Below are 12774 nucleotides of genomic sequence, written 5' to 3'. Positions count from 1 at the left end.
AATGGATATTCTCAATTCGGTCATCCTGGGAATTATTGAAGGCATCACGGAGTTTCTCCCGATTTCCAGCACCGGCCATCTTCTGATCGCCGAGCATTGGCTGGGGCAAAGGTCCGATCTGTTCAATATCGTCATTCAGGCCGGTGCCATACTGGCGGTGACGATCGTTTACTGGCGGCGGATATGGTCCCTCGCCTTCGGCCTGCATCTGCCGGAAAACCGCGCCTATGTCGGCAAGCTGCTTCTGGCGTTTCTGATAACCGCCGCTTTGGGGCTCATCGCCAAGAAGCTGGGCTTCAAACTGCCGGAGACCCTGCAGCCGGTCGCGTGGGCGTTGATCATTGGCGGCCTGTGGATGCTGGTGGCCGAATGGCTTGCTGCAAAACAGCCTGATCGGACCGAGGTGACATGGCTGGTTGCCATTCTCGTCGGTATCGCGCAAATCGTGGCCGGCATATTCCCCGGCACCTCGCGGTCAGCCGCCACCATTTTCATTGCCATGCTCGCCGGCACCAGCAATCGGGCCGCGGCAACCGAATTTGCATTTCTCGTCGGCATTCCAACGATGTATGCGGCCAGCGCCTACGAATTATACGGCCAGTGGAAAACCGGTGGCGGCAATGAGGACTGGGGCGCCCTGGGCATAGCCTTTGTCGTGTCGACCATCACCGCATTCATCGCGGTCAAATGGCTGCTCAACTACATCCGTTCAAACCGCTTCACCGCTTTCGCGATCTACCGCATTCTGTTCGGGCTTGTCCTGCTTGGCGTCGCGATGTTTGCCTGATCTGCCGCCTTTGTGGAGACGGTGCATAAGCCTGACATCGTCTCCGGCCAGCTCCGAACGCAGCAGATTGAGAAGTTCGAGCTTTTCAATCGCCGCCTTTGGCTGGTAGGTGGCAAGGCCGACGATGATCATCTCGATGAAGGCCAGCGTTGCCGTGTGCATGCTGAAGGCATCGGTCTTTCCGCGCGGGATCGTGAGCGTCATGTCAACTCTTGGCCCCAGCTGGCTTTGCAACGTATCCGTCACCAGTATTTTTCCGGCATTGACGCGGCTGGCATGGTCGACAAGCACGTCAAGTTCCGAATAGACCCGCCCATAGGCCATGATGAAAAGCAGATCGCCCTTCTCCATCGGCAGGAGCTGATCGGCCAGCAGAAGGCCTGTTGCCGTCACCGCGCGCGCCCGCAAGCCAAACCGCGTCAGTTGCGTTGCGAAATAGACGGCAAGCGCGCTCGTGGGGCCGATGCCGAAGATAACGGTCTCGCGGGCACCGGCCACTCTTGTCACCAGCGCAGCGTAATCATCCGCCGGCACATTCGCGCTGATTGCTTCGATCGCCTGGATCTGTGCCCTTTGCGTGTCCTCGAACGCCCTTTTCAGATCGCCCCCGGTTTCCCTGATGGTCTGGGTGATCCGCTCTGCCGGATTGTCCTGTGTCTTCAAATCATCGGCAATCGCCCGGCGCAGGGCATCAAGCCCGTCGAAGCCGAGAGCCCTGGCGGTGCGGATGATGGTCGCATCACTGGTTCCCAGCGTTTTGGCAAGTTCCATCGCAGACATAACCAGCACCTGATGCCTGTTTGCGGCGAAATAGGCTGCAACCCGCCGTTCCGTCTGGCTCAGCGCAAGAGAGCCGCCATGGACCGGTGGAAAGATGGAACGTGCTCCAGACACCATGTTCTCCATTGACATTTGTCGTATTTACTACATTATTACACGCAATGTAGTAAATACAACCAAGCGACTCATCATTATGGACAGTATCTCGTGGAGCATTGCGGGACCAGCAATCGGCGCGGCCTTCCTGGCCTCCGTTGTCGAGGTCGTTGAGGCGTTCACCATCGTCTTGGCGGTGGGTGTCCTCAGGGGCTGGCGCCCCGCCATCGCCGGTACCCTTGCGGGGCTGGCGGTCCTTGCAATCATCGTCGCCGGTCTGGGACCGCTGCTCGATCAGGTTCCACTGCACGGCCTGCAGCTGGTCATCGGCGTTCTGCTCCTGCTGTTCGGCATGGGCTGGCTGCGCAAGGCCATCCTCCGCTCGGCAGGCATTGTTCCCCTGCACGACGAGCTTGCGGCGTTTCAGGCGGAAAAAGCCAATCTCGACAAGGAAGCACGGACGCGCGGCACCTCGCTCGACTGGATCGCCGGCATAACGGCCTTCAAGGCCATTCTTCTTGAGGGACTTGAAGTGGTGTTCATCGTGATCGCCGTCGGCTCCGGCCGCGGCCTTGTCGGTCCGGCGGCGCTCGGCGCGCTGGCCGCGTGCGTGCTCGTCTTGCTGGTGGGTGCTGTCGTCCACAAGCCCTTGTCGCGCGTGCCGGAAAACACCATGAAGTTCGGCGTCGGGATCATGCTCTCCTCCTTCGGCGTGTTCTGGACCGGAGAAGGCCTGGGCATCGCCTGGCCGGGACAGGACCTGACATTGCTTCTCTTTGCCGCTCTCTTCCTGCTGACGGGAATCGCGATGGCCTATATCCTTGGCACAAAGAGGCAGGAGATTTCCCGATGAACATTCTGAAGGAAGTGCTTGCGGAACTTTACAAAATGTTCCTCGGCGATGCCAAGCTGACAGCGGCCACCTGCGCCGTGGTGGCGGCGACGGCCGCCATCATCCGGTGGGTGCCTGCCCTCGATCCCGCCATTGCCGGATATCTGTTTCTAGCGGGATGCCTGGCAACGCTGATTATCGTCACAACGGCAGCGGCCGTCCGCTCGCGGCGGCCATAACCGGACACGCTTTCCGGTGTCCGGCCGTTACTCCATTCACCTATGCGTCAGCTTCATATGGCGGTTGACATCCTTGTAGAGCAGGTAGCGGAACGGCTGCGGGCCGCCAGCATAGCAGGCCTGCGGGCAGAACGCGCGCAGCCACATGAAGTCGCCAGCTTCCACCTCGACCCAATCCTGATTGAGACGATAGACGGCCTTGCCTTCCAGCACATAGAGACCATGCTCCATGACGTGCGTCTCGGCAAACGGGATAACGGCGCCCGGCTGCAGCGTGACAATGGTCACGTGCATGTCGTGCCGCACATCGGCCGGATCGACGAAACGCGTCGTCGCCCACCTGCCGTCCGTGTCCGGCATGACCGATGGCGCAATGTCGTTTTCATTGAGCACAAGCGGCGTGGGCCGGTCGATTCCGTCAACGGCTTCGTAAGCCTTGCGTATCCAGTGAAAACGCACGAAGGTCCCCGTTGTATTCACAACGGACCAATCGGTTGCCGGCGGGATAAACGCATAGCCGCCCGGCTGCATGATGTGGGTCGTGCCGGCAAGCGTCAGCTGCAACTCACCCTCGACAATGAACAGCACCCCTTCCGCATCCGGGTCCAGTTCCGGGCGTGCACTGCCGCCGCCAGGGGCGACTTCCATGATGTATTGCGAGAAGGTTTCCGCAAAGCCGGACAGCGGCCTTGCCAGAACCCAGCACCGGGTCTTGTCCCAAAACGGCAGAACACTGGTGACGATATCCTGCATCACCCCCTTCGGCAAAACGGCATAGGCCTCGGTGAATACGGCACGGCCCGTCAGCAGCTGACTTTGCGAGGGGTGTCCGCCCTGGGGTGCATAATAGGTGTTTCGGGACATGGGAGACTCCTCAGCTTGTCCAATAATGTTTGAGCGCCAGATGCGCAATTCCGCAGGCCAGTGTCACCCGCTCCTATGAACCATCTTGCAAATGAAGCAAACTCCCCATCCCTAGCAGAATCCCATTGAAATCACATGGGGTGATCCGCGCCGCTCACGCGGCGATTCCACCCATGGTAAATCAATCGGATGCCCGGCATTTTCAAAATGATATTGAAGATGTTTTGACGATTTCGTCTACGACATTTTGTCCAAGCGGACACTGGCGCAATCATGGCGATCGCCGGCGGCTATGACATCAAATATGTACTTCTGTCAGAATTCGTTCCATTGCATTTTATGCCATCAAATGAGAATGCTTGTGCCCATGAGTCGCGTTTGAGTCCGCAAGGAATTTATTCCAGATGCCTCGTTCAATGCTGAGCTTCCTGTTGCCGATGTTCAATTCAAAATAATTCATCGCACCTGTCGCAATCTCCCGTTGTGGTTCGTCTTCATGGACGAGACGCATCAAGCGCTTCTGTCTCCGGACAAAACAGGCGTACCCAGATTCCATGTCACATCAAGGCAGTTCCATGACCCACGATACTTCGACCTATGCCGACGAGACGTCATCAGCGTCCCCCGCCGAAGACCACAGCGCCCGCAACAGGCTCGTCATTGCCTTGCTCCTGGTATCGGCATTTGTCGTCATTCTCAATGAAACCATCATGGGCGTGGCGCTGCCGCATTTGATGGCGGATCTGAAAATCACGGCAAGTGCGGCCCAGTGGCTGACCACGGCATTCATGCTGACCATGGCCGTGGTCATCCCCATCACCGGCTTTCTGCTGCAGCGGCTGCATACGCGGCAGGTGTTCATTCTGGCCATGTCGCTGTTCAGCACCGGCACATTGGTATGCGCGCTGGCACCAGGTTTCCCCGAACTGGTCATCGGGCGGATTGTCCAGGCGTCCGGCACTGCGGTGATGATGCCATTGCTCATGACCACGATCATGAATCTCGTGCCGCCGGAAACGCGCGGCAAGACCATGGGCAATATCTCCATCGTCATTTCCGTGGCCCCGGCCATCGGACCGACCATTTCCGGGCTGATCCTTTCCGCGCTCGACTGGCGCTGGCTGTTTCTGCTGGTCCTGCCGATTGCACTGCTGGCGCTGGCCCTCGGCACCCTGCGCATGCGCAATGTAACGGTTCCGATCAAGGCGCCGATCGACGTGCTCTCCGTCTTTCTCTCGGCCATCGGTTTCGGCAGTTTCGTTTACGGCCTCAGCGGACTGGGTGAAGCCGCGATTCACACGCCCGCCGTATCGCCCTGGTTCCCGCTTGTGCTGGGAGCAGTGGTCATTGCGGTTTTCGTCCTGCGCCAGTTGCAGTTGCAAAAGCAGGAGCGGGCCTTGCTCGACCTGCGCACACTGACCATACGGACGTTCGCCATTTCCACCGCGATGATGGCGATCCTGATGATGTCGATGTTCGGCGTTTTCATCCTGCTGCCGCTTTATCTGCAGAACGTCCTCGGGCTTTCGACGCTGGAAACCGGATTGCTGATGTTGCCGGGCGGCCTGATCATGGGGCTTTGCGCGCCCACTGTCGGCAGTCTTTTCGACAAGTATGGACCGAAGCCGCTGATCATCCCCGGCGCCATTGTCTTGAGCCTGGTGCTGTGGGGCCTTGTCTTCGTCCAGCAGGACACGCCGTTCTGGGTCCTTTTGATCGCGCATATCGCGCTGAGCATCGGCCTCGCGCTCATGTTCACGCCGCTGTTCACGGTCAGCCTCGGTTCATTGCCGCCGCATCTCTATTCCCATGGCAGCGCCATGATCGGCACCACCCAGCAGGTGGCCGGTGCAGCGGGAACGGCGCTGTTCGTCGCCATCATGACCTTGCGTTCGGCGAGCCTTGCTGCGGGCGGAGCCGATATTCTGACTGCCACGACCGGTGGCATCAAAATCGCGTTTTTCTGCGGAGCGATTATCTCGCTGGGTGCCGTTGTCGCGGCGTTCTTCATCCGGAAACCTGAAACAAGCCAGGTTTCCGGCGGGCATCACTGAACGGTTCAAGCCCGTTTCGTGGAACGCTGATCGCGCGGGTTTATCTCTGTTCCAAGCAATCGCTTTGCCACGCGCGGCAGGGATGCCGCCCCCATGCTGAGCTTGGTCACGCCGGACGCGACAAGCAGAAGCGCCGCGTCGGCATCGCCTGCGGCTTCACCACAGACGGAAACCGGAATATTTGTTTCTCCGGCGGCCTCTACGATGTCGCGGATGAGGGAAAGCACGGCCGGATGGGTCGCATCGGCGAAGGCGCCAAGCCGTGGATTGCCCCGCTCCGCCGCGAGTGTGTACTGGGTCAGATCATTGGTGCCGATGGAAAAGAAATCCGCTGCATGCGCAAACTGTTTGGCCGTCAGCGCTGCAGCCGGTACTTCCACCATGATGCCGAGATCGATGGGCCAGCGGTGATCGATCTTTGCAGTCTCGAGGGCTGCATGTGCCTCGTCCAGTGCCCGCCGTGCCGCGTGCAGTTCATCGACCTGCGTGACCATGGGCAGCATGATCCGCACATCGTGCCCGGCGGCGGCGCGCAGGATCGCGCGCAGCTGCGTCTGGAAGATTGCCGGTTCCGCAAGGGAAAGGCGCAAGCCACGCACGCCAAGGAATGGGTTGGCTTCTTCAGGCATGTTCATATAGGGAACCGGCTTGTCTCCTCCGGCATCCAGCGTGCGCACCACGATCGGCTTGCCCGCGAACACGTCGAAGATCGCCTTGAGTTCGCGCATCTGCTCGATTTCACCGGGCGCTTCCTGCCGGTCCAGGAACATCATTTCGGTGCGCAGCAGGCCGATACCGAAAGCGCCGGCTTTCACCGCAGCCTTGGCATCGCCAACGCCGACGACATTGGCCCACAGCTCAATTCTGCGCCCGTCCTTCATCGCGATGCTGCCATCGGTCAGAGGGGAGCCCGAGGCATCCAGCTTCTCTTCATCCCGCGCTTTGACGAACGGCGCGCTTTGCTCGGGCGTCGGATCGAACAGAACAGCGCCGGTGGCGCCATTGAATGCAACGGTTACCGCATCGGCGGGAACAAGTGCCCCGGCATTGGCGATGGCTGGAATGCCGGCCCCGCGCAACAGGATTGCCGCATGCGATGTCGCACCGCCGCGCCGTTCGATCACGCCGAGGACCTGCGCGGGGTCGAGAACGAGGGCGACGGACGGCGGCAGCTCGTCCGCAAGCAAGATGGCTGGCGGCCCGGCTGGCAGTTCAAACGCCGCACGGCCGAGCAACGCCGCAATGATTGTATCGCGCAGATCGAGCAGATCGGCCTCGCGCGCGCGCAGATAGGCATCCTCAAGGCCGCGATATACCAGTGCCGCCCTGTCAAAGACCGCTGAAACGGCAGCGGCTGCATTCAGTTTCTCGTCGATGATCTTGCTGCGGGCAGCAGGAATCAACCCCGGCTCGGCCAGGAGACCGATTTGAACCGCCGCAATGTCTCCCGCCATGCCATGCGTCTTGCTCAAGGTTTCGCCGACCGACGCAACAACAGTGTCGAGACGAGCCGCTTCGGCCTGCGGATCGCCGGCCGAAGCTTCCGTCAGTTCCAGCACGGGGCGTTTGAGAACAGTCAGCGGTCCAACGGCGATACCCGGAGAAACGGGCGTCGCATTGCCTTTCGCGACGGGCTGCGGCGGTGCCGCCGCGGGGTCGGCCTTGCCGGCCAGACTCTGGATCAGGTCACGCATGGCGGACACGGCGTCCCTTGCATCCGCGCCGCTCGCGGTGATGACAAGACGGTCGCCCTGCCGCACGCCAAGCGTCATGAGGTCGATCATGCTGACCGCCGACGCGGCTGACTTGTTGCCTTCCGCCCGCGCAATACTGATCTGCGACTTGAATTTGGCAGCCAGTGCCGCGACCTGCGCGGCGGGGCGTGCGTGCAGACCATGCGGATCCGGGATGACCGCTTCCGCCGTGGCATCGGGCGCGCCGGTGTCTGCCGGAGCAACATCTGGCGCGGATGAAACCTCACCGCCCAGCTGCTCGATTTTTGGCCGCAGCGCCTGCACCGCCTGACGCTCGACCTCGGCGCGTGGCAGGCCCTGCCCCGCCGCCACCGCAGCCGCGATGGCCCCTTCGACAAACGGTGCCGCCGATAAAATCACACGCGTGCGCTGGTCGCCCTCGGTCAGGTCCAGCGCCATCTCCGCCGAGAGAAGCGCACTGCCGAGATCCATGAGAACAAGACAGCCCGCCGGACGGTCCGCCTCGGCCAAGGCTTCGAGAATACGCATGGCGTCGGTGCCGATCTCGTCGCCATTGTCGCCCATCCCGGCCGCGCAGATGATGGTAACCGCATCGCCGGTCATCTGCCGCGCCAGCGTGGCGACACCCTCGGCAAGCATGCGGGAATGCGAAACGAGGATGAGCGCGACGTGATCAGACGCGCCGCTCATGCTGCCGCAACATCCGCGAGTGCCTTGAGCAGGTAATGGGTGGATGTGGCGCCGGGATCCTGATGCCCCACGCTGCGGTCCCCGAGATAACTGGCACGGCCCTTGTGCGCCACGAGCGGGATGGTTGCCTTCATGCCGGTTTCGGCCGCCGCCGCGCTCAGCGCCAGCGCTTCGGCAAGCGGCTTGCCTGCGGCCTGTTTCAGCGCATCGGCGGCTGGCGACAGCGCGTCGATCATGGTCTTGTCGCCCAGCGCCGCCTTGCCGCGCTGCACGATACCGGCAAGGGCTGCGTCCAGGCAGGCGGTCCAGTCGGCAAGGGTAAGCTCAGCCTTGCCCGCCGCCTTTACCGCGGCGCTGAGAAAAAATGTCGAATAGAGCGGACCGCTGGCGCCGCCCACGGTCGAGAGCAATGTCATCGCCGCCGTCTTGAAGACTGCGGCGGCATCCGGGAATGACTGGTCCGCCAGTTTGGCTTTGACCGCGAGGAAGCCGCGGGCCATGTTCTCGCCGTGATCGCTATCGCCAATCGGCGCATCGAGTTCCGTCAGATAAGCCTTTTCACGCTCATAGACATCGGCGGCACGGTTGATCCACGTGACAAGCGTTGCGGCGGACAGCACATCCATTTGAATTTCTCCCGGATAGATTTTGACAGCAATGGTCCCACCCCGCGAACGGGATGGGACTTGATTTCACAGCTTGGCCGAAGCCCCGACGAAGGGCTTCAATCCATCGTTTCAGGCGCCCCAGCGCAGCGATGGCGTGACCACCGGAGCGTCCCAGAATTTTACCATTTCATCGTCCAGTTTCAGGAGGGTGATCGAGCAGCCCGCCATTTCCAGACTGGTGACATAGGACCCGACAAGATTGCGCACGACCTTCAGACCGTGTTTTGCCGCGATCTCATATGCCTTGCGATAGACGATATACAGTTCGATCTGCGGCGTTCCCCCCATGCCATTGACGAAGAGAAGCACATTGTCGCCGCTCTTGAAAGGCAGGTCTTCGAGAATGGGCTCGAGCAGCATTTCCGCCACACGGTCCGCACTCTCCAGCTTTACCCGGTGCCGGCCCGGCTCGCCATGAATGCCGATGCCGATTTCCATCTCATCCTCCTGCAGGACGAAGGATGGTTTGCCCGCATGCGGCACGGTGCAGGCCGACAATGCCATGCCCATGGAGCGGCCATTGGCATTGACCCTGCGGCAAAGATCTGCCACCGGTGCGAGCGGCATCCTGGCTTCGGCGGCACCGCCGCATATCTTTTCCGCCAGAACCGTGGTGGCAACGCCGCGCCGTCCGGCGGTCCATGTCGAGTCCTTCACCGCCACGTCATCGTCGATGACAACGCTTTCGACGTCGATCCCCTCGGCCCGGGCAAGATCGGCGGCCATTTCGAAATTCATCACGTCGCCGGTGTAGTTCTTGACGATGTGAAGAATGCCTGCGCCGCCATTGACCGCCTTTGATGCTTCCAGCATCTGGTCCGGGGTCGGGCTGGTGAAGACCGCTCCCGGACAGGCTGCATCGAGCATGCCCCGGCCGACAAAGCCGCCATGCATGGGCTCATGACCGCTGCCGCCCCCCGAAAGGAGGGCGGTTTTCCCACGAATGGGCGCATCGGCCCGCGTGATGAAATTGGGGTTGCGGTGGACCCGGATCAGATCGCCATGGGCGGCAGTCATGCCGTCCAGAGCTTCCTCCACGACAGCGTCGGGAGCGTTGATCAGCTTTTTCATGCCAGCCTCCTTGGGTTAAATCAGGGCCTTGATGAAGAACGCGGCAATGATAGCACCAACGATCGGGCCGACCACCGGAATCCACGAATAGCCCCAATCGGAACCGCCCTTGCCGGAGATCGGCAGCACGGCATGGGCAATACGCGGTCCAAGATCGCGGGCCGGATTGATGGCATAACCGGTGGTGCCGCCGAGCGACAGGCCGATGGCCCAAACCAGCATGGCAACCATGTAAGGTCCGATGGCCGGGGTGATGCCGGCGCCTGCAACCGCTTTCGAGAAGATGGAAGCGATGACGAAGACCAGCACGAAGGTACCGATGATTTCACTGAGAAGATTTGCCCCCGTATTCCGAATGGCCGGTCCCGTGCAGAAAACCGCAAGTTTCAGGCCGGCGTCCGATGTTTTCGCCCAATGCGGCAGATATTGCAGCCAGACGATCACCCCGCCAAGGAAGGCGCCAATGAGCTGAGCGGGAATATACGACGCGATCTTCGAATAATCGCCCGATACAACCGCGAAGCCGATGGTCACGGCCGGATTGATGTGCGCGTCGGGACTGCCTGTCGATGTGGCGACAAACACGCCGGCAAGCACGGCAAAGGCCCAGCCGGCGGTGATTGCCACCCAGCCGGCATTCTGTGCTTTCGAGCCCTGCAAAAGGACGCCCGCAACGACGCCATCACCCAGAATGATGAGCATCATTGTTCCCAAGAGTTCGCCGATAAACGGTGTATGCATAGTCTCCTCCTACCAAAAAGATCAGTTTCGTTGTCCGGAATGAATGCGAGGGGAGCCGCGGCGACCGCAGCTCCCCTATTGATGATGATCAGTCCACCCAGTCGAGCGAACGGGTTACCGCCTTGTTCCAGGCGGTAAAGAGTTTTGTGCGCTCGGCCTTTGACATGGCCGGATGCCAGCGCTTGTCGACGCCCCAGTTTTCCACGATGTCATTGGTGGACTTCCAGTAACCGACGGCAAGACCGGCGGCGTAGGCGGCGCCAAGAGCGGTGGTTTCGATAACCTTCGGGCGCACGACCGGCACGTCGAGAATGTCCGACTGGAACTGCATCAGCAATTCATTGACGGTCATGCCGCCGTCGGTGCGCAGTTCCTTGATCTCGACCTTGGAGTCCTTGACCATGGCATCGAGCACTTCCCGCACCTGGTAGGCGCTGGCCTCGAGCGCCGCCCGGGCAATGTGCCCCTTATTGGCAAACCGTGTCAGGCCGGCAATGACGCCGCGGGCGCTGTCCTTCCAATGCGGCGCATAAAGACCGGAAAACGCCGGGACGAAATACACGTCGCCATTGTCTTCCACCGTCCGGGCCAAAGCTTCGACGTCGGGGCTTGTCTGGATGATGCCAAGATTGTCACGCAGCCATTGCACGAGGGCGCCGGTGATGGCGATGGAACCTTCGAGCGCATAGACCGCCTTCTTGTCCCCGAGCTTGTAGCCGACCGTTGTCAGCAGGCCGAAGGTCGATGGAACCAGCTTTTCACCCGTGTTCATCAGCATGAAGCAGCCGGTACCATAGGTATTCTTGGCCTCGCCCGGATTGAGGCACGCCTGACCGAACAGGGCCGCCTGCTGATCGCCGAGAATGCCGGCAACCGGTACACCCTGAAGCGGTGCCGCCTTGATCTCGCCATAGACTTCGCTCGACGAGCGGATGGTCGGCAGGCAGGCGCGCGGAATGTTGAAGAGCTTGAGAATCTCGTCATCCCATTCCAGGGTCTTCAGATTCATCAGCTGCGTGCGGGAGGCATTGGTCACATCGGTGATGTGAATGCCGCCATCGGCGCCGCCGGTGAGGTTCCAGACCAGCCAGGTATCGATATTGCCGAAGAGCACCTCCCCTGCCTCAGCCTTGGCACGCGCGCCGGGCACGTTGTCGAGAAGCCAATGCAGCTTCAGTCCGGAAAAGTAGGTTGCAAGCGGCAGACCCGTCTTTTCGCGCAGGCGGTCCTTGCCGCCGTCCTTCTCGTAACGCGCAACGAGCTGGTCCGTGCGGGTATCCATCCAGACCACGGCATTGTGCAGCGGCGCGCCCGTCTTCTTGTCCCACAGGACGCTTGTTTCGCGCTGGTTGGTGATACCGATCGAGACCAGATCCGATGCGGAAAGCTTTGCCTTCTTGAGCGCACCGGCAACCACGCTCATGGTGTTGCGCCAGATCTCGATCGCATTGTGTTCAACCCAGCCGGGCTTGGGGAATATCTGCTCGTGTTCCTTCTGGTCAACGGCGATGACCGTGCCCTTGCGGTCAAAGATGATAAAGCGGGAACTGGTTGTGCCCTGATCAATGGATCCAACATATTTCGTCATATTTTCCTCCTGTTTCTTCTATTGCGTTCGGTGTGGTGTTTGGGTTTGAACAGAAATTGCAACCGTGGACCAACCAACGTCCCGCAGGGATTGCGATCCCCTCGGTTCGAATCTCGGGTGGTGATGTGAAAACGGGGTTTTGAGCAGCATCGCGCAGCGGCAGGCGGCGTGCCTTGAACTCTTGGCCACGTTCGAAAGACGTGACGGCGTGCGGGTCAGTCCGGCAGTCGCCTCAGTGGAAAAACGCCAAAGCCTGCCGCCGGATATCCCGCAAAATCCAGAGTTCACGGCAGGCTGGGCAGCGCCGCAGCCGTCGAGATCAACTCCGAAAACAATGAGGCCGTAAGGACGTGCTTGCACGTGCCACCCCAACTCTAGCGTTCCACCGGATGCAGCCGCTGTCTAAGCGATCATTTGTCGTTGATGAAACGATAACCGAAACCAAAAGCGAAGGCAAGGAATGTAAAGTGAAAATAAAACGCGCATTCACAACCGGTTACATTCCATTGCGAAGCCAGCCTGCTGCCGGCTTCTACTGCGATGGTCGCTGGACGGTTTTGGCCATGAAGGTGTCGAGGGCGTCGGCCTGGGCGTCGGTGACATGCAGGCCGATCTTGGTGCGCCGCCACAACACGTCCTGTGCGGTCAT

Annotated in this window: 11 protein-coding genes; 4 read left to right on the top strand and 7 right to left on the bottom strand. The window is 60.6% G+C overall.

Going from position 1 to position 12774, the window contains the following annotated elements:
* Window position 1: 1 nt before the first annotated feature.
* Window positions 2-787 (top strand): undecaprenyl-diphosphate phosphatase, encoded by a 786-nt coding sequence (locus ACTJJ7_RS02390; protein WP_105733564.1) that lies wholly within the window; start codon window positions 2-4, stop codon window positions 785-787.
* Here ACTJJ7_RS02390 and ACTJJ7_RS02385 read toward each other — a convergent pair.
* A complete protein-coding gene (locus ACTJJ7_RS02385) occupies window positions 710-1681 on the bottom strand; it encodes a MurR/RpiR family transcriptional regulator (RefSeq protein ID WP_440965124.1) in 972 nt (323 codons plus the stop codon). The two genes, ACTJJ7_RS02390 and ACTJJ7_RS02385, sit on opposite strands and share 78 nt — an antisense overlap.
* A 79-nt stretch (window positions 1682-1760) precedes the next feature.
* Between ACTJJ7_RS02385 and ACTJJ7_RS02380 the strand changes: the two genes are divergently transcribed.
* Window positions 1761-2516, top strand: a complete 756-nt coding sequence (locus ACTJJ7_RS02380) for a COG4280 domain-containing protein (protein ID WP_440965122.1) — start codon at window positions 1761-1763, stop codon at window positions 2514-2516.
* The gene (locus ACTJJ7_RS02375) at window positions 2513-2734 is read left to right on the top strand and encodes a hypothetical protein (protein ID WP_105733561.1); all 222 of its coding nucleotides are present in this window, start codon (window positions 2513-2515) and stop codon (window positions 2732-2734) included. The genes ACTJJ7_RS02380 and ACTJJ7_RS02375 overlap by 4 nt, the downstream gene beginning before the upstream one ends.
* 36 nt (window positions 2735-2770) lie before the next feature.
* On the opposite strand, the gene ACTJJ7_RS02370 is transcribed toward ACTJJ7_RS02375, so the two are convergent.
* Window positions 2771-3598, bottom strand: coding sequence for a bifunctional allantoicase/(S)-ureidoglycine aminohydrolase (locus tag ACTJJ7_RS02370; protein WP_440965120.1), 828 nt, complete (start codon window positions 3596-3598; stop codon window positions 2771-2773).
* A gap of 575 nt (window positions 3599-4173) precedes the next feature.
* Between ACTJJ7_RS02370 and ACTJJ7_RS02365 the strand changes: the two genes are divergently transcribed.
* Complete coding sequence (locus ACTJJ7_RS02365) at window positions 4174-5652, top strand: MDR family MFS transporter (protein ID WP_105733558.1); 1479 nt, start codon at window positions 4174-4176, stop codon at window positions 5650-5652.
* Window positions 5653-5657: 5 nt separating this feature from the next.
* On the opposite strand, the gene ptsP is transcribed toward ACTJJ7_RS02365, so the two are convergent.
* The 5 genes from ptsP to glpK all read right to left on the bottom strand — a co-directional run bounded on the left by ptsP (window position 5658) and on the right by glpK (window position 12125).
* A complete protein-coding gene (ptsP, locus tag ACTJJ7_RS02360; RefSeq protein ID WP_440965117.1) occupies window positions 5658-8057 on the bottom strand; it encodes a phosphoenolpyruvate--protein phosphotransferase in 2400 nt (799 codons plus the stop codon).
* A complete protein-coding gene (gene dhaL / locus ACTJJ7_RS02355; protein WP_130272778.1) occupies window positions 8054-8683 on the bottom strand; it encodes a dihydroxyacetone kinase subunit DhaL in 630 nt (209 codons plus the stop codon). Before dhaL ends, ptsP begins: the two co-directional genes overlap by 4 nt.
* A 111-nt stretch (window positions 8684-8794) precedes the next feature.
* The gene (gene dhaK, locus ACTJJ7_RS02350; protein ID WP_130272779.1) at window positions 8795-9796 is read right to left on the bottom strand and encodes a dihydroxyacetone kinase subunit DhaK; all 1002 of its coding nucleotides are present in this window, start codon (window positions 9794-9796) and stop codon (window positions 8795-8797) included.
* Between the two features lie 15 nt (window positions 9797-9811).
* Entirely contained in the window at window positions 9812-10537 is a 726-nt protein-coding gene (locus ACTJJ7_RS02345) for an MIP/aquaporin family protein (RefSeq protein WP_130272780.1), read from the bottom strand.
* A gap of 88 nt (window positions 10538-10625) precedes the next feature.
* Window positions 10626-12125: a glycerol kinase GlpK gene (gene glpK / locus ACTJJ7_RS02340; protein ID WP_105733553.1), complete on the bottom strand. Its 1500-nt coding sequence runs from the start codon at window positions 12123-12125 to the stop codon at window positions 10626-10628.
* Window positions 12126-12774: the final 649 nt, after the last annotated feature.

It is taken from the genome of Phyllobacterium sp. 22229 (assembly GCF_052056495.1).
GTDB lineage: Bacteria > Pseudomonadota > Alphaproteobacteria > Rhizobiales > Rhizobiaceae > Phyllobacterium > Phyllobacterium myrsinacearum.
Note: the sequence above shows the minus strand (reverse complement) of the source record. Positions and strands in the feature narration are given on the sequence as shown.